Genomic DNA, 16,738 nt, shown 5'->3' with positions numbered 1-16,738 from the left:
AAGCGCGGCGGGCGGCGCCGGTGTCCCGCATCAGCGCTCCGGCCGCGGCGCCCCGGTCGCGGTCACCGGCTGCGGGCCGTCCGCGGTCGCCTCCAGCAGCGAATCCGCACCGAGTACCCGGTACAGCGTCACCGCGTTGCTCGCGCCGATCAGCTGGGTCTGCACCAGGTTGCGCTGCGCGGTGTAATAGGCGCGTTGGGCGTCGAGGCTGGTCAGGAAGGTATCGATCCCGCCGCGATAGCGGAGCGTCGTCAGATTGAGGGTGTCGAGCGCCGCGGCGCGGAACGCGGTGTTGGCGCGGAGCTGGTCCGCAAAGGTGCCCTGGCGGGCAAGGGCGTCGGCAGTCTCGCGGAACGCGATCTGAATCGCGCGTTCGTAGGTCGCCAGCGCGGCGTCGCGCTGCGCCTTGGAATATTCGACTCCGCCGATGCCTGCGCCGCCCTGGAAGATCGGGACGCTGACTTGCGGGGTGACCGAATAGTTGAACGCGCCGCCGCTGAACAGCGAGGTGAGCGCGCTGCTCGCGAAGCCGACCAGCCCGGTCAGCGAAATGCGAGGGAACAGCGCCGCGCGCGCGGCACCAATCTCGGCATTGGCGGCGCGCAGGTCGTATTCTGCCTGAACCACGTCGGGACGGCGCAGCAGCACGCGACTGTCGAGCCCGGCCGGCAGCGCGGCGACGCTCGCCTGCGCGGTGTCGATCGAGGTGGCCAGCAGCGCCGGATCGACCGGCGCGCCGACCAGCAGCTGAAGCGCGTTGGCGTCCTGCGCGATTGCGGTGCGCTGCAAAGCCAGGTCGGCGTTCGCGGTTTCCAGCACCTGTTCGGCCTGACGGAGATCGGTGCGCGGCGCGATGCCGCCTTCGAGGCGCTGGCGGGTGAGCTTGACGCTCTGCTCGGCACTGGTGGCAGTGTCCTGCGCGATCTTGAGCAGGCTGGCGTCCGCGGCATAGGTCAGCCAGGCATCGGCGATGTCGCCGACCAGGGTCAGGCGGGTCGCGCGCGCCGCGGCCTCGGTGCCGAAATAGCGATCGAGTGCGGCGCCGGTCAGCGAGCGGATGCGGCCGAACAGATCGAGTTCGAACGCAGTGATGCCGAGGTTGACCGAATAGGAGCTGCCACGCCCGCCCGACGAGATGACGGTGCCGCCGGTGCCGGTCCCGGTTCCGCCGGTGCCGGTTCCCGTACTGGTCCCGCCGGTGCCCGTGCCCCCCGTGCCGGTGCCCGTTCCCGTGCCGCCGCCGACGGTGGTGCCCGTCGTCGTCGTGGCGCCGTCGCCGCCGCCCGACCGGCTGTAGCGGACGTTGCCGTCCACCTGCGGGAGGAGGTCAGCACGCTGGATCCGGTACTGCGCCCGCGCCGCGGCGATGTTCGCCGCGGCGATGCGGAGATCGCGGTTATTGGCGAGTGCCTGTTCGACGATCGCCTGCAGCCGCGGGTCGCGGAACACGTCGCGATAGGTGATCGCGGGCAGCACCGCCTCGGACTGGCGCAGATAGGCGTCGCCCACCAACCACGAGGCGGGCACCGGCAGCTCGGGGCGCACATATTTGGGCGCGAGCGAACAGCCCGCAAGCATCGACGCGGCAAGCAGGGGTAGGGCGCGGGGCATCATGCTGGCTCCGGCACGGGCTGGGCAGGGGGCATCGGCGGCGCGGGCGGCTGATCCTCGCCCTTGCCGTCGCCCTGGTGGCCGGTCGGCCGGCCACGGATCTTGGCGATGCCGTCGCGGACGCCGCGGCGAACCAGCACGAAGAAGAATGGAATGTAGAAGATCGCCAGCAGCGTTGCGGTCAGCATGCCGCCGATTACCGCGGTGCCGATCGCGATGCGGCTATTCGCGCCGGCGCCGGTCGAGATCGCCAAGGGCAGCACGCCGAAGATGAACGCGAACGAGGTCATCAGGATCGGACGGAGCCGGATCCGTGCGGCTTCCAGCGCGGCGTCGATCACGCGAGCGCCCGATCGTTCGGCCTGTTCGGCAAATTCGATCATCAGGATCGCGTTCTTGGCGGCGAGGCCCATCGTCGTCAGCAGCCCAATCTGCAGATAGACGTCGTTGATCAACCCGCGCAGCGTCACGAACAACACCGCGCCGACCAGCCCGAGCGGGATGACGAGCAGCACCGCGACCGGAATCGACCAGCTTTCATAGAGCGCGGCGAGGCACAGGAACACGACGAGCAGCGACAGCCCGTAGAGGATCGGCGCCTGCCCGGACGACAGCCGCTCCTGGAACGACAGGCCGGACCACGCGACCGTGGTGCCGGGGATCTTGGCGGCGAGCGCCGCGATCTTCTCCATCGCCTCGCCCGAGCTGGTGCCCGGCGCGCCCGAACCGCTGAATTCGTAGGATGGAATGCCGTTGAAGCGCGACAGCGTCGTCGGCGCCTGCGACCAGCTGGTCTGGGCGAAGGCGGAGAACGGCGCCATCGCGCCGGTCGAGCCGCGGACAAACCATTGCGACAGGTCCGACGGCGACGACCGGTAGGGCGCGTCGCCCTGGACGTAGACGCGCTTGACGCGGCCGCGGTCGACGAAGTCGTTGACGTACTGGCCACCCCACGCGGTCGACAGGGTGCTGTTCACGGTCGTCTGGTTGAGCCCGAGCGCGCTGAGCTTCTGCTGGTCGACATTGACCTGCAGGGTCGCGACGTCGGGCAATTCGGTCAGGCGGATCGAGGCCAGCGAGGGATCCGCACGCGCCGCGGCCAGCAGCTTCTCGCGGGCGGCGGCGAAATCGGTCTGGCTCATGCCGCTGCTGTTCTGGAGCTGCATGGTGAAGCCGTTCGATTGGCCAAGGCCGCGGATCGCGGGCGGGACCAGCGCGAAGACCTGTGCATCGCGTTCGCCGCGAAAGGCGGCAGCGGCGCGCGCGACGATCGCGTCGGCGTTGTTTTCCTTGCCCTTGCGGTCGTCCCAGGGCGCCAAAGCGATGAAGCCCTGACCGGTGTTCTGGCCGCTGGTGCCGCCACCACCGCCGCCGGCGACGGTGAACATCGTCTTCGTGTTGGCGGCTTCGCTCTTGTAGAAATAATCCTCGACTTCGCGCTGTACCGCGGTGGTCCGCGCCTGGGTGGCGCCGGCGGGCAGCTGGAACTGGACGAGCGCGGTGCCCTGGTCCTCGGTCGGCAGGAAGCCGGTCGGCAGCCGCAGGAACAGGACGGCAAGCAGCGCAACGGTGCCGGCATAGATCAGCAGGAACAGCCATTTGCGGCTGATCACGGTCTTCACGCCGTTCGCATAGCGTTCGATGCCGCGATCGAAGGTGGTGTTGAACTTGTTCGATGCGCGCGTGAAGAAGCCCGCCACGCCCGGGAAACGACGCTTGAACCAGCCGCCGTCGCCCTGGTCCTTCTTGCGCTTCAGCAGCGTCGTGGTGAGCGCGGGCGAAAGGATCAGCGCGACCAGCACCGACAGGATCATCGCCGACACGATCGTGATCGAGAACTGGCGGTAGATCACGCCGGTCGATCCGCCGAAGAACGCCATCGGCAGGAACACCGCGGACAGTACCAGCGCGATCGCGACCAGCGCGACGCTGATCTCGTCCATCGAGCGGATCGTCGCGTCGCGCGGCGAGAGCTCCGGATCCTCCTCCATCAATCGCTCGACATTCTCGACGACGACGATCGCGTCGTCGACGAGCAGACCGATCGCGAGCACCAGCCCGAACAGCGTCATCGTGTTGATCGAGAACCCGGCCAGGTAGAACACGCCGAAGGTGCCGAGCAGCACCACCGGCACCGCGATCGTCGGGATCAGCGTCGCGCGCCAGCTTTGCAGGAACACGAACATGACGATGACAACGAGGATGATCGCCTCGATCAGGGTCTTCACCACGTCGTCGATCGACAATTTGATGAAGTCGGTCGAATCGTTGGCGTAAGCGTATTGCAGCCCGGCAGGGAACGACTTCGCCTGCTGATCGACGAACGACTTGACCAGTTCGGCCGTCTTCAACGCGTCGGCGCCGGGCGACAGCAGCACCGCGATGCCCGCGCCCGGATGGCGGTTGACGCGGCTGGTCGCGGCATAGCTTTCGGCGCCGAGTTCGACCCGAGCGACGTCGCGCAGCTTGACGGTGGCGCCGTTGTTCTGGGTCTTGACGATGATGTCGGCGAATTGGGCGGGAGTCTGCAGCCGGCTTTGTGCGGTCACCGTCGCATTGAGCATCTGTTCCTGCGACGACGGCTGGCCACCGATCTCGCCCGCCGCGACTTCGGCATTCTGCGCCTGGATTGCGGTGACGATGTCGCTCGGCATCAGCTGGACCCGTGCGAGTTTCGCGGGATCGAGCCAGATCCGCATCGCATATTGCGACCCGAACACGTTGGTGTCGCCGACACCCTCGATCCGGCCGAGCGGATCCTGAAGGTTGGAGACGAGATAGTCCGAGACGTCCTGGTTGGTCAGCTTGTCGGTGGAATCATAGACGCCGACGATCAACAGGAAATCGGGGTTCGACTTGCGGACGACGAGGCCCTGCTGCTGGACCTGTTGCGGCAGGCGCGCGATCGATTGCTGGACCTGGTTCTGGACCTGGACCTGCGCAATGTCGGGATCGACGCCCTTGTCGAAGGTCGCGGTGATCGTGACCTGGCCGCGCGAGCTTGACGAGGACTGGAAATAGAGCAGCCCGTCGATGCCGGTCAGCGATTGTTCGACAACTTGGGTGACGCTGTTCTGGATCGTCTGCGCGTTGGCGCCGGGATAGGAGGCGCGAACCGAGACCTGCGGCGGCGCAACGTCGGGATATTGCGCGATCGGCAGGCCCATGATCGCGCCGACGCCGCCGAGCATGACGATGATCGCGAGCACCCATGCGAAGATGGGGCGATCGATGAAGATGCGGGAGAGCATGAGGGCGTCAGCCGCCCTTGGCCTGGGCGCCGCTTTGCCCCGATTTGCCCTGGTCCTTATCCTGCCCCTGAGGCGCCTGGATGCGCTGCGGGCTGTTCGCCGGCACCGGTTTGACGCCCTGTCCGGGCAGCAGCTTGGCGAGCCCCTGGGTGATCACGCGATCCTGCTGGTCGAGCCCTTCGGTCACGACCCAGAATGCACCCTGGGTGCGGTCCGCCTTGATCTTCTTCTGCTGGACCTTGTTGCCGGGGCCGACGACCATCACCGTCGCATTGCCCTTGGGATCTCGTGCCACCGCCTGTTGCGGGACGAGGAAGGCGCGGTTGTTGATCGCTTGCGCGAAGGTGGCGCGGACGAACATGCCGGGCAGCAGCAGCCCTTGCGGGTTGGGGAAGCGTGCGCGCAGCGTCACCGTGCCGGTGCTGGTGTCGACCACGGTTTCGGCGAATTCGACGCTGCCGGTCTGGCCATAGTCGCTGCCGTCTTCCAGCTTCAGCCGCACCACCGCCTTGGTCGGCACGACGCCGTTGGTGGCGAGCGAGCGGCGCAGCGACAGCAGGTCGGCGGAGGATTGCTGAATGTCGACGAACATCGGGTCGAGCCGCTGGATCTGCGCGAGCGGATCGGCCTGGCTCGCGGACACCAGCGCGCCGACGGTGAACAGCGAGCGCCCGATCCGCCCGGTGATCGGCGCGGGCACGGTGGTGAACTTCAGGTTGATCCGCGCGGTCTCCAGCGCGGCGCGGGTTTGCGCGACCGATGCGGTGGCCTGGCGCGAGGATGCGATCGCGTTGGTATATTCCTGCTTGCTGATCGCCTCCGCCGCGGCGAGCGGCTTGTAGCGATCGGCGAGGATGCCAGTGGCTTCGGCGTTGGCTTGCGCGCTTTGCAGGTTCGCACGCGCTTCGTTGGCGGCGGCGCGGTACAGCCGCGGGTCGATCTCGTAGAGAGTCTGCCCGGCGCGGACGAGCGTGCCTTCGGTGAACAGGCGGCGGCGGATGATGCCCGACACCTGCGGGCGGACGTCCGAGCTTTCAAAGGCGTTGGTGCGGCCGGCGAGTTCCGTGGTGATCGCGACGCTGGTCGGGGTCAGCGTGACGAAGCCGACCTCGGGCGTGCCCTGGCCGGGGGCGCTACGGCCGCCGCCCGTCTGTTCGGCGCCGTCGCCCTTGCCGCACGCCGACAGCGCGAGCGCCGGGGCGAGCGCAAGCATCGCCAGCGTGGTTCCGGCACCGACATGCCGCCCGTTCTTCCCGATTGTCGTCAATGCGTACGATCCGTTCGCCATGACCGGGCGAACGACCGGTCGGGTGCCAAATGCGTGAAAGGCCGCCAAGTTGCATGGTTGCCGATGCCTGCCATTTGCGCGGCGGCGCCACGAGCATCAAGAGCGCAATTGTATGAAAGTGTAACAGGTGCTGTCGAAGCTGTGTCGGACATTGCGTTGACGCAATTGCGCTAACGCTGCCTCACCCCTCCCGTCATCCCGGACTGGTTCCGGGATCCACCGTTCCGCAAGGGCAAAACCCGCTGATCGTGCGGCACGGTGGACCCCGGAACGAGTCCGGGGTGACGAATGTAGTGGGAAGGGCGACGACTTTTGCGAGCGTCGCGCAACCGCGACCTTTCGCTCACCGGGGATCGAGCCTAGCGGTTCGGCATGCAGGATGACGACAAGCGGGCCGCGGCGGACGCGGCGGTGGGGGAGATCGGGGCGGGCATGCTGATCGGGCTCGGCACCGGATCGACCGCGCGCTTCGCGATCGACGCGGTGGGGCGGCTGGTGCGCGACGGACTCTCGATCCGTGCGGTCGCGACATCCGACGCGAGCGAGCGGCAGGCGAAGGCGCTCGGCATCGAGATGCTCGATTTCGCGCGCGTCGAGCGGGTAGACCTGACGATCGACGGTGCCGATGAGATCGACGACCGGTGCCGTGCGATCAAAGGCGCGGGCGGCGCGATGCTGCGCGAGAAGACCGTGGCGGCCGCGTCGCGGCGGATGATCGTGATCGCGGATGGCTCCAAGCAGGTCGTGCGACTGGGCGGCGTACCCGTGCCGGTCGAAATCCTGCCGTTCGCGTGCGCGTCGATCCTGAAGGCGCTGGGCGGCGAGCCGGTGCTCCGTCTCAGCGGCGGCCAACCGTATCGTACCGACAACGGCAACTGGATCGCGGACGTGCGCTACGACCTCGACGATCCCGCCGCGATCGCGCGGCGGCTCGACACGATCCCCGGCGTGCTCGGGCATGGCCTGTTCCTCGACGAGGTCGATGCGGCCTATATCGCGTGCCGAGGCGTCGTTACGCGACTGGAACGCAGCGCACCTTCGGGGTAAGGGGCACGCGAAACTTGGCAACCGGATCGTGCGCGCGGCGTTCGGTCATCGTCTAGAACGAGGCTTTTCATGTCAGAGACACAAACCGTCCCCGCCGCTTCGGCGGATCCGCACCTGCACGAGGACGGTTCGCCCGAGCGTCTGGCGATCGATACGATCCGCACGCTGTCGATGGACGCGGTGCAGAAGGCGAATTCGGGGCACCCCGGTACGCCGATGGCGCTCGCTCCGGTCGGCTATACGCTGTGGACGCGGTTCCTGCGCTACGATCCCGCGCATGCCGACTGGCCCAATCGCGACCGCTTCGTGCTGTCGGTCGGCCACGCGTCTATGTTGCTCTATTCGCTGATCCACCTTGCCGGGATCGAGGAGATCGACGCCGAGGGCAACAAGACCGGCAACGAGGCGATCAGCATCGAGGATATCGAGCAGTTCCGGCAGTTGTCGTCGCGCACGCCCGGCCACCCCGAGTACCGCCACACCACCGGCGTCGAGACCACGACCGGTCCGCTCGGCCAGGGTTGCGGCAATTCGGTCGGCATGGCGATCGCCGAGCGCTGGCTCGCGGCGCGCTACAACAAGGACGGCTTCCCGCTGTTCGATCACGACGTCTACGCGCTGTGCGGCGACGGCGACATGATGGAGGGCGTGTCGGCCGAGGCGGCGAGCCTCGCCGGGCATCTCAAGCTGTCCAACCTGTGCTGGATTTACGACAGCAACCACATCTCGATCGAGGGCGCGACCGATCTGGCGTTCGACGAGGACGTCGGGCTGCGCTTCCAGGCCTATGGCTGGAACGTCATCCATATCGACGACGCCAACGACGTCGAGGCGCTGGCGAACGCGTTCGCCGCGTTCAAGGCGACCGAGGACCGGCCGACCTTCATCGTCGTCCATTCGGTGATCGGCTATGGCAGCCCCAAGGCGGGCAGCGAGAAGGCGCATGGCGAGCCGCTGGGCGAGGACAATATCCGCGCGACCAAGCGCGCCTATGGCTGGCCCGAGGACAAGTCCTTCTACATCCCGGATGGCGTGCTCGATCATTTCCGCGAGGCGATCGGCGGCCGCGGCGGCAAGCTGCGCGACGAATGGGTCGCGATGATGGAGCGGTATCGCGGTGAATACCCGGAACTCGCGGGCGAGCTCGACCTGATGCTGAAGGACAAGCTGCCCGACGGTTGGGATGCCGACGTGCCGGTGTTCCCGGCGGATGCGAAGGGTGTCGCCAGCCGCGATTCGGGGGGCAAGGTGCTCAACGCGATCGCCGGCCGAGTGCCGTGGCTTATCGGCGGCTCCGCGGATCTCGCGCCGTCGACCAAGACCGACATCAAGGGCGCGCCGTCGTTCGAGGCGAATAACTACGCTGGGCAGAATTTCCATTTCGGGGTGCGCGAGCACGGCATGGGCGCGGTGGTGAACGGCATGTCGCTGTCGCACCTGCGTGGCTACGGCTCCACCTTCCTGGTGTTCGCGGACTATATGCGCGCGCCGATACGGTTGTCGTCGATCATGGAGATCGGCGCGATCTGGGTGTTCACGCATGATTCGATCGGGGTTGGCGAGGATGGCCCGACGCATCAGCCGATCGAGCATCTGGCGACGCTGCGCGCGATCCCCGGGCTCGACACGATCCGCCCGGGTGACGCCAACGAGGTCGCCGCCGCGTACAAGGCGGTGCTGACCGATGCGAGCCGGCCCGCGGTGCTGGTGCTGTCGCGCCAGGCGCTGCCGACGCTCGACCGCGAGAAATACGCGAGCGCCGAGGGCGTCGTGAAGGGCGGCTACGTGCTTGCCGACGTGGCCGACGGCGGGGCGCCCGACGTCATCCTGATCGCAACGGGCAGCGAGCTGTCGCTGGTCGTCGACGCGCATGAGCGGCTCGCCGCGGAGGGTGTCCGCAGCCGGGTGGTGTCGCTGCCGAGCTGGCACCGGTTCGAGATGCAGGACGCGGCGTACAAGGAAAGCGTGTTGCCGCGTGCGGTGACCGCCCGGGTCGCGGTGGAGATGGCGGGCGAGATCGGCTGGGATCGCTATGTCGGGCTCGCCGGCAAGACCGTGACCATGTCGACCTTCGGCGCGTCGGCGCCGATCGCGAAGCTGCAGGACAAATTCGGGTTCACCGTCGACAATGTCGTGAAGGTGGCCCGCGAGACGATGGAGGCCAAGTGATGAGCAAGCTGAAGGATCTGGGCGGACTCGGCCAGGCGGTGTGGCTCGACTTCGTCGACCGCAAGTTCCTCGAGGCGGGCGGGCTCAAGAAGCTGGTCGACGAGGACGGGCTGACCGGGGTCACCTCGAACCCGTCGATCTTCGAGAAGGCGATGGGTCATGGCGACGCCTATGACGAGACGCTCGCCACCTTCGACGCGAAGACGCCGGGTGCCGCGACGATCGACCGCTACGAACATCTCGCGATCCAGGACATCAAGGCGGCGGCGGAGACGCTGCAACCGGTCTACGATCGGCTCGACGCCAAGGATGGCTATGTCAGCCTGGAAGTGTCGCCCTACATCTCCGACGATACCGATGCGACGATCGCGGAGGCCGCCAAGCTGTGGGCGGCGGTGGATCGCCCGAACCTGATGATCAAGATCCCCGGCACCCAGGCGGGCGCGCCCGCGATCGCGGCGACGATCGCGGCGGGGATCAACGTCAACGTCACACTGCTGTTCGCGGTCGACGCCTATATCCGCGTTGCAGAGGCCTATGCGATGGGGCTGGAAGAGCGAGTGAGGCAGGGCCAGCCGATCGACCGGATCGCGAGCGTCGCGAGCTTCTTCGTCAGCCGCATCGACACGATGATCGACAAGGAGATCGATCGCCGTGTGGGCGAGGGCGATGCGGAGGCCGACGCGCTGAAGGCGGTGCGCGGCAAGGTCGCGATCGCCAACGCCAAGATCGCGTATCAATGGTATCTCGAGTTCCTGAAGACGGACCGCTGGCAGGCGCTGGCCGCCAAGGGCGCGCAGCCGCAGCGGCTGCTGTGGGCGTCGACCGGGGTGAAGGATCCCGCCTATCCCGACACGCTCTACATCGACACGCTGATCGGTGCCGACACCGTCAACACGATGCCGCCCAAGACGATGGACGCATTCCGCGACCACGGCACCGCGGCGGTGACGCTGACCGAACAGATCGACGAGGCGCGCCACGTGCTCGCCGAGGCGGATCGGCTCGGGCTCGATCTCGATGGGGTCACCGGCACGCTGGTGCAGGAAGGCGTCGCATCGTTCGTGAAGGCGTTCGACGACCTGCTCGGATCGATCGCCGCGAAGCAACCGGCGACCGCATAACAATCACTTCCTCGCCCCGGAGGGGAGAGGTCTTATAAGGAACCCGCGATGAAGATCGGAATGATCGGCCTCGGCCGGATGGGCGGCAACATCGCCCGCCGGCTGATGCGAAACGGCCATACGGTGGTCGCGTTCGACCGCAGCGCCGACGCGGTCGCCGCGCTGGTGAAGGACGGTGCCGAGGGCGCCGATTCGCTCGACGCGATGCATGCGCTGCTCGACAAGCCCGCCATCTGGTGGGTGATGCTGCCCGCGGGTGCGCCGACCGAGGACACGATCGCCGCGATCGCCGAGAAGGCCGCCGCGGGCGACATCGTCATCGACGGGGGCAACAGCTTCTACAAGGACGACATCCGTCGCGCGAAGGACCTGGCGGACAAGGGCCTGCACTATGTCGACGTCGGGACCTCCGGCGGGGTCTGGGGGCTCGAGCGCGGTTATTGCATGATGATCGGCGGCGACAAGGAAACAGTCGATCTGCTCGATCCGATCTTCGACACGCTTGCACCGGGGCTCGGCAGCATCGCACGCACCCCCGACCGGGTCGATTCGAACGAGGATCCGCGCGCCGAGAAGGGCTATATCCATGCCGGTCCGGCCGGCGCGGGGCACTTCGTGAAGATGGTCCATAACGGCATCGAGTACGGGCTGATGCAGGCCTATGCCGAGGGCTTCGACATCCTGAAGGGCAAGTCTTCGGAGAAGCTGGCGGTGGAGGAGCGGTTCGACCTCAACCTCACCGACATCGCCGAGGTGTGGCGGCGCGGCAGCGTGATCTCGTCGTGGCTGCTCGATCTCACCGCCGCCGGCCTCGCGCGCGACCAGAACCTCGAACAGTTCAGCGGCAGTGTCGCCGATTCGGGCGAGGGCCAGTGGACGATCGACGCCGCGATGGAGGAGAAGGTGCCCGCCAACGTGCTGACCGCGGCGCTGTTCGCGCGCTATCGCAGCCGGGTCGAACATACGTTCGGCGACAAGTTGCTGTCGGCGATGCGGTTCGGCTTCGGCGGCCATGTCGAGATCCCGCAATGACCGTACGGTTGGTGGTGTCCGACGTCGACGGGACGCTGGTCGACAAGCAGAAGGTGCTGACTGAGGGAACGATCGCGGCAGTGCGGCGGCTGGATGCGGCGGGGATCGGCTTCACGATCATCAGCGCGCGGCCGATGTCGGGGCTGAAGCCGATCGCCGACGCGCTCGCGCTCGACGTGCCGATCGCCGCATTCAATGGCGGCATCGTATTCCACCGCGACGGCCGGATCGAATCGCACGTCACCATCCCGTCCGAGGTCGCGACCGCGGTGCTGGAGGCGGCGAAGGGCCAGGCGGTCGACATCTGGGTCTTCGCCGACGACCGCTGGTACGCGACCAGCGACCAGGGGACTCATGTCGAGCATGAGCGCGTCGCGTCGAACCAGGCGCCAATCGTCACCACCGACTTCGCTGCGCTGATCGATCACGCCGACAAGATCACCTTCGTCAGCGACGACGAGGCGCTGCTGCGCGCGCTGCATGGCAAGGTCGAGCATCTCGACGACGGCGCCACGATCGCGCAGAGCCAGACTTATTATCTCGACGTCACCGCGCTCGCCGCCAACAAGGGCGACGGCATCGCCGCGCTCGCAAAGGCGTTCGACGTGCCGATGGACGTGATCGCCGCGATCGGGGACCAAGCCAACGACCTGCCGATGCTGAAGCGTGCTGGCGTCGCGATCGCGATGGGCAACGCGCCCGACGGCGTGAAAGCCGCCGCGCACCATGTCGTCGCCGGCAACGATGCCGACGGCGTCGCGGAGGCAATCGACACGCTGATCCTCAACCCCACCGGAGTTGCCGCATGAAAGAACTCGTAGCCTTCGACCTCGACGGAACGCTTGCCGAAAGCAAGCAGGCGCTGAAGGAGCCGATGGGCGAGGCGCTGGCGGATCTGCTCGCGGTGGTGAATGTCGCGGTAATCTCGGGCGGGGACTGGCCGCAGTTCGACAAGCAGGTTGCGAGCCGGCTGCCCGAGCGCGCCGACCGGTCCAAGCTGTGGCTGATGCCGACCACCGGCACCAAGCTGTTCCGCTATCAGGACGGCAAATGGGCGACGGTCTATGCCGAACTGTTCGACGATGCGCTGAAGGCCAAGATCCTCGCCGCGTTCGACGAGGCGCTGGCGGCGACCGGCTTCACCCCCGAGCAGACCTGGGGCGACCGGATCGAGGACCGTGGCAGCCAGATCACCTTCTCCGCGCTCGGCCAGCAGGCGCCGCTCGATGCCAAGGAACATTGGGACCCGGATTTCGCCAAGCGCAAGGTAATCCAGGCGGACCTGCAGAAGCGGCTGCCGGGCCTGTCGATCAACATGGGCGGGGCGACGTCGATCGACATCACCCGCGAAGGCGTCGACAAGGCGTACGGCCTCAAGAAGCTGCGCGACGAAAGCGGCATCGCGCTGGACGCGATGATGTTCATCGGCGACGCGATCTTCCCGGGCGGCAACGACTATCCGGCCAAGCAGCTCGGGCTGGACACGGTGCGCGTGCGCGATCCGGAAGAGACGCTGTCGGTGATCGCGGCGATCGTGGCATGCCAGAAGTGAGGGGCTGAGGGTCCTTTTCTGGCTCGCGGTGTTCCTGCGGACGCAGGAATCCAGGGTTACGTAGCGTGATGTTCGTGGCCCTTGGCTCCTGCGGTCGCAGGAGCACGGGAGTGGTTGGGTAACAGCTCGCCCATAGAAAAAGGGGGCCGCCTTCCGGCAGCCCCCCTTCGCCGATCCCGCGAAGGATCAGGCGCTGTAGTACATGTCGTATTCGACCGGGCTGGGGGTCATCTCCCAGCGGGCGACTTCGGCCCACTTGACCTCGACATAGGCCTCGATCTGGTCCTTCGAGAATACGTCGCCCTTCAGCAGGAAGTCGTGGTCGGCGGTCAGGCTTTCCAGCGCCTCGCGCAGCGACGCGCAGACGGTGGGGACCTGGGCGAGCTCCGCTGGGGGAAGGTCGTACAGGTTCTTGTCCATTGCCTCGCCGGGGTGGATCTTGTTCTGGATGCCGTCCATGCCGGCCATCATCAGCGCCGCATAGGCGAGATACGGGTTGGCCATCGCATCGGGGAAGCGGACCTCGACGCGCTTGGACTTGGGCCCGGTGCCGTACGGGATGCGGCACGATGCCGAGCGGTTGCGCGCCGAATAGGCGAGCAGCACCGGCGCCTCGTAGCCAGGAACCAGCCGCTTGTAGCTGTTTGTGGTCGGGTTGGTGAAGGCGTTGATCGCCTTGGCGTGCTTGATGATCCCGCCGATGAAGAACAGGCACATCTCGCTGAGGCCCGCATAGCCGTTGCCAGCGAACAGCGGTTCCTTGCCGTTCCAGATCGAGAAGTGGGTGTGCATGCCCGAGCCGTTATCTTCCTTGATCGGCTTGGGCATAAAGGTCGCCGACTTGCCATAGGCGTGCGCGACCTGGTGAACGACGTACTTGTAGATCTGCATGCGATCCGCGGTGGTCGTCAGCGTGCCGAAGGTCAGGCCGAGCTCGTGCTGCGCGGCGGCGACCTCGTGGTGATGCTTGTCGCAGGGCAGGCCCATTTCGAGCATGGTCGAGACCATCTCGCCGCGGATGTCGACCGCGCTGTCGACCGGCGCGACGGGGAAGTAGCCGCCCTTGGCGCGCGGACGATGGCCGAGATTGCCGCCTTCATACGCGCGGCCGGTGTTGGTCGGCAGCTCGATGTCGTCGATCTTGAAGTAGGATTCGGCGTAGTTGGTATCGAACTGCACGTTGTCGAACATGAAGAATTCGGCTTCCGGGCCGACATAGACGGTGTCGCCGATCCCGGTCGTCTTCAGATACGATTCGGCGCGCTTGGCGGTCGAGCGCGGATCACGGGCGTAGAGTTCGCCGGTCGACGGCTCGACGACGTCGCAGAACACGATCAGCATCGGCGTCGCCGAGAACGGGTCGGTATAGACCGCGTCGAGATCGGGCATCAGCGTCATGTCGGATTCGTTGATCGCCTTCCAGCCCTCGATCGAGCTGCCGTCGAACATCAGGCCGTCGGTGAATTCGTCCTCGCCCATGATCGACGCGACCATGGTCAGATGCTGCCACTTGCCCTTGGGATCGGTGAAGCGAAGGTCGATCCACTCGATCTCCTCTTCCTTGATGCGCTTCAGGATGTCGGCGGCGGTATTGGCCATTGGGTTTTCTTCCTTTGAGTTCCCCGCCCGCCCGCGGGAGGGGAGATTGCTTGAATCAGATCGCGGCGTCGTCGCGTTCGCCGGTGCGGATCCGCAGCGCGGTCTCGACCGGGATGACGAAGATCTTGCCGTCGCCGATCCGCCCGGTCTGCGCGGCGGCGGCGATCGCCTCCACCACGCGTTCGGCGAGCGAATCCTCGACGACTACTTCCAGCTTCACCTTGGGGAGGAAATCGACGACGTATTCGGCGCCACGATAGAGCTCGGTATGGCCCTTCTGACGGCCGAAGCCCTTCGCCTCGGTGACGGTGATGCCGGACACGCCGATCTCGTGGAGTGCTTCCTTCACCTCATCGAGCTTGAACGGCTTGATGATGGCTTCGACCTTCTTCACGACTGATGTGCCCCCTCGCGTCAGAGCGACGCCCCACGGGCGCCTTGCACCAAGCGTGCCAGCAGCAGCCCCTTCGGGCAACCGGTGATTTGGGCAAATCGGCTGCCCGCGAATCGGGCATTTTGGAGAAGGTGCCTGCTTGTGGGGCAGGGTGGTACGGATGCGATCTGGGTGCCCTGAACTCCTCCCCGATACGGGGAGGGGGACCGCCGCGCTTTAGGCGCGGGGGTGGAGGGGGATCGCCGCGAGCACGTCGTTTGCGGAAGCCCCCCTCTGTCACCGCTTCGCGGTGCCACCTCCCCATGCTGGGGAGGAATTCAGTCCTGCTTGGCTAGCCATTCCTCGAGCCACTTGATCGTATAGGCCCCGTCCTGGAACTCGGGGTCGTCGACCAGCGCGCGGTGGAGCGGGATGGTGGTCGTGACGCCCTCGATCACGAATTCTTCCAGCGCGCGACGGAGGCGGCGGAGCGCGCCGTTGCGTGTGGTGCCGTAGACAATCAGCTTGGCGATCATGCTGTCGTAATAGGGCGGCACCCGGTAGCCGGCGTACAGGCCGCTATCGACACGGACGTGCATGCCGCCCGGTGCGTGGAACAGCTTCACCAGGCCCGGCGAGGGCGCGAAGGTGCGCGGGTCCTCGGCATTGATGCGGCATTCGATCGCGTGGCCGCGGAACTGGACGTCCTGCTGGCGCAGCGTCAGCGGATGGCCTTCGGCGATGCGGATCTGTTCGCGCACCAGATCGAGCCCGGTGATCATTTCGGTGACCGGATGTTCGACCTGCAGGCGGGTATTCATCTCGATGAAGTAGAACTCGCCGTCTTCCCAAAGGAACTCGATCGTGCCCGCGCCGCGATAGCCCATGTCGGCCATCGCCTTGGCGACGACGCCGCCCATGCGGTCGCGCTCGTCGGGTGTGATGATCGGGGAGGGAGCTTCCTCGAGCACCTTCTGGTGGCGGCGCTGCAGCGAACAGTCGCGCTCGCCGAGATGAATCGCGTTGCCCTCGCCGTCGCCGAACACCTGGAACTCGATGTGACGCGGGTTGCCGAGATACTTCTCCATGTAGACGGTGGCGTCGCCGAACGCCGCCTTCGCCTCGGTGCCCGCCTGCTGCATCAGCGTTTCGAGGCTGTCCTCCGAGGTGCAGACCTTCATGCCGCGGCCACCGCCGCCCGACGCGGCCTTGATGATCACCGGATAGCCGATCTCGTCGGCGAGCCGCTTGGCCTCGCCGAGGTCGGAGATCGCGCCGTCGGAGCCGGGCACCAGCGGCAGCCCGAGCGCGCCCGCGGTGCGCTTCGCCTCGACCTTGTCGCCCATCGTGCGGATATGTTCGGGCTTCGGCCCGACGAAGATGATGTTGTGGAGCTCGACGATCTCGGCGAAGCGCGCGTTTTCGCTGAGGAAGCCGTAACCGGGATGGATCGCATCGGCGCCGCTGATCTCGGCGGCCGAGATGATGTTTGGAATGTTGAGATAGCTGTCGGTCGCGGCGGGCGGCCCGATGCAGATCGCCTCGTCGGCGAGGCGGACGTGCATCGCATCGGCATCCGCGGTGGAGTGCACCGCGACGGTCTTGATCCCCATCTCGTGGCAGGCGCGGTGGATGCGCAACGCGATCTCGCCGCGGTTTGCGATCAGCAGCTTCTTGATCTGGGGCATGGAA

General features: G+C 66.7%; 12 protein-coding genes. 6 read left to right on the top strand and 6 right to left on the bottom strand.

Annotated elements, in window-relative coordinates; all coding sequences use genetic code 11:
* Nucleotides 1-30: 30 nt before the first annotated feature.
* From ACT009_RS06880 to ACT009_RS06870, 3 genes are read right to left on the bottom strand one after another with little or no spacing between them, the layout of a single operon-like run.
* Nucleotides 31-1,614: an efflux transporter outer membrane subunit gene (locus tag ACT009_RS06880; protein WP_445193592.1), complete on the bottom strand. Its 1,584-nt coding sequence runs from the start codon at nucleotides 1,612-1,614 to the stop codon at nucleotides 31-33.
* Nucleotides 1,611-4,862 carry a multidrug efflux RND transporter permease subunit gene (locus tag ACT009_RS06875; protein ID WP_445193591.1) on the bottom strand — a complete coding sequence of 1,084 codons (3,252 nt, stop codon included), beginning with the start codon at nucleotides 4,860-4,862 and terminating at the stop codon, nucleotides 1,611-1,613. Before ACT009_RS06875 ends, ACT009_RS06880 begins: the two co-directional genes overlap by 4 nt.
* Before the next feature lie 7 nt (nucleotides 4,863-4,869).
* Nucleotides 4,870-6,075: an efflux RND transporter periplasmic adaptor subunit gene (locus ACT009_RS06870; protein WP_445194037.1), complete on the bottom strand. Its 1,206-nt coding sequence runs from the start codon at nucleotides 6,073-6,075 to the stop codon at nucleotides 4,870-4,872.
* Between the two features lie 447 nt (nucleotides 6,076-6,522).
* Between ACT009_RS06870 and rpiA the strand changes: the two genes are divergently transcribed.
* The 6 genes from rpiA to ACT009_RS06840 all read left to right on the top strand — a co-directional run bounded on the left by rpiA (nucleotide 6,523) and on the right by ACT009_RS06840 (nucleotide 13,074).
* Complete coding sequence (gene rpiA / locus ACT009_RS06865; protein ID WP_445193590.1) at nucleotides 6,523-7,197, top strand: ribose-5-phosphate isomerase RpiA; 675 nt, start codon at nucleotides 6,523-6,525, stop codon at nucleotides 7,195-7,197.
* A gap of 69 nt (nucleotides 7,198-7,266) precedes the next feature.
* Entirely contained in the window at nucleotides 7,267-9,366 is a 2,100-nt protein-coding gene (gene tkt, locus ACT009_RS06860) for a transketolase (protein ID WP_445193589.1), read from the top strand.
* Nucleotides 9,366-10,490 (top strand): transaldolase, encoded by a 1,125-nt coding sequence (tal, locus tag ACT009_RS06855; RefSeq protein WP_445193588.1) that lies wholly within the window; start codon nucleotides 9,366-9,368, stop codon nucleotides 10,488-10,490. Before tkt ends, tal begins: the two co-directional genes overlap by 1 nt.
* Before the next feature lie 48 nt (nucleotides 10,491-10,538).
* Nucleotides 10,539-11,522 (top strand): phosphogluconate dehydrogenase (NAD(+)-dependent, decarboxylating), encoded by a 984-nt coding sequence (gene gnd / locus ACT009_RS06850; RefSeq protein WP_445193587.1) that lies wholly within the window; start codon nucleotides 10,539-10,541, stop codon nucleotides 11,520-11,522.
* A complete protein-coding gene (locus tag ACT009_RS06845) occupies nucleotides 11,519-12,331 on the top strand; it encodes a Cof-type HAD-IIB family hydrolase (RefSeq protein ID WP_445193586.1) in 813 nt (270 codons plus the stop codon). Before gnd ends, ACT009_RS06845 begins: the two co-directional genes overlap by 4 nt.
* Nucleotides 12,328-13,074: an HAD-IIB family hydrolase gene (locus tag ACT009_RS06840; protein WP_445193585.1), complete on the top strand. Its 747-nt coding sequence runs from the start codon at nucleotides 12,328-12,330 to the stop codon at nucleotides 13,072-13,074. Before ACT009_RS06845 ends, ACT009_RS06840 begins: the two co-directional genes overlap by 4 nt.
* A gap of 186 nt (nucleotides 13,075-13,260) precedes the next feature.
* On the opposite strand, the gene glnA is transcribed toward ACT009_RS06840, so the two are convergent.
* The 3 genes from glnA to accC form a co-directional block, all read right to left on the bottom strand.
* Nucleotides 13,261-14,673 carry a type I glutamate--ammonia ligase gene (gene glnA, locus ACT009_RS06835; RefSeq protein WP_445193584.1) on the bottom strand — a complete coding sequence of 471 codons (1,413 nt, stop codon included), beginning with the start codon at nucleotides 14,671-14,673 and terminating at the stop codon, nucleotides 13,261-13,263.
* A 55-nt stretch (nucleotides 14,674-14,728) separates the two neighbouring features.
* A complete protein-coding gene (locus ACT009_RS06830; RefSeq protein ID WP_445193583.1) occupies nucleotides 14,729-15,067 on the bottom strand; it encodes a P-II family nitrogen regulator in 339 nt (112 codons plus the stop codon).
* 317 nt (nucleotides 15,068-15,384) lie between these two features.
* The gene (accC, locus tag ACT009_RS06825) at nucleotides 15,385-16,734 is read right to left on the bottom strand and encodes an acetyl-CoA carboxylase biotin carboxylase subunit (RefSeq protein ID WP_445193582.1); all 1,350 of its coding nucleotides are present in this window, start codon (nucleotides 16,732-16,734) and stop codon (nucleotides 15,385-15,387) included.
* Nucleotides 16,735-16,738: the final 4 nt, after the last annotated feature.

The sequence above is a fragment of the Sphingomonas sp. Tas61C01 genome, assembly GCF_052567495.1.
Note: the sequence above shows the minus strand (reverse complement) of the source record. Positions and strands in the feature narration are given on the sequence as shown.

Bases quoted from the DNA above. Each gene is read 5' to 3' on its own strand.
- ACT009_RS06840 (WP_445193585.1), top strand. From the start codon at position 12,328: ATGAAAGAACTCGTAGCCTTCGACCTCGACGGAACGCTTGCCGAAAGC.
- gnd (WP_445193587.1), top strand. From the start codon at position 10,539: ATGAAGATCGGAATGATCGGCCTCGGCCGGATGGGCGGCAACATCGCC.
- ACT009_RS06880 (WP_445193592.1), bottom strand. From the start codon at position 1,614: ATGATGCCCCGCGCCCTACCCCTGCTTGCCGCGTCGATGCTTGCGGGC.
- tal (WP_445193588.1), top strand. From the start codon at position 9,366: ATGAGCAAGCTGAAGGATCTGGGCGGACTCGGCCAGGCGGTGTGGCTC.
- ACT009_RS06845 (WP_445193586.1), top strand. From the start codon at position 11,519: ATGACCGTACGGTTGGTGGTGTCCGACGTCGACGGGACGCTGGTCGAC.
- ACT009_RS06875 (WP_445193591.1), bottom strand. From the start codon at position 4,862: ATGCTCTCCCGCATCTTCATCGATCGCCCCATCTTCGCATGGGTGCTC.
- ACT009_RS06870 (WP_445194037.1), bottom strand. From the start codon at position 6,075: ATGCTTGCGCTCGCCCCGGCGCTCGCGCTGTCGGCGTGCGGCAAGGGC.
- glnA (WP_445193584.1), bottom strand. From the start codon at position 14,673: ATGGCCAATACCGCCGCCGACATCCTGAAGCGCATCAAGGAAGAGGAG.
- tkt (WP_445193589.1), top strand. From the start codon at position 7,267: ATGTCAGAGACACAAACCGTCCCCGCCGCTTCGGCGGATCCGCACCTG.
- rpiA (WP_445193590.1), top strand. From the start codon at position 6,523: ATGCAGGATGACGACAAGCGGGCCGCGGCGGACGCGGCGGTGGGGGAG.
- accC (WP_445193582.1), bottom strand. From the start codon at position 16,734: ATGCCCCAGATCAAGAAGCTGCTGATCGCAAACCGCGGCGAGATCGCG.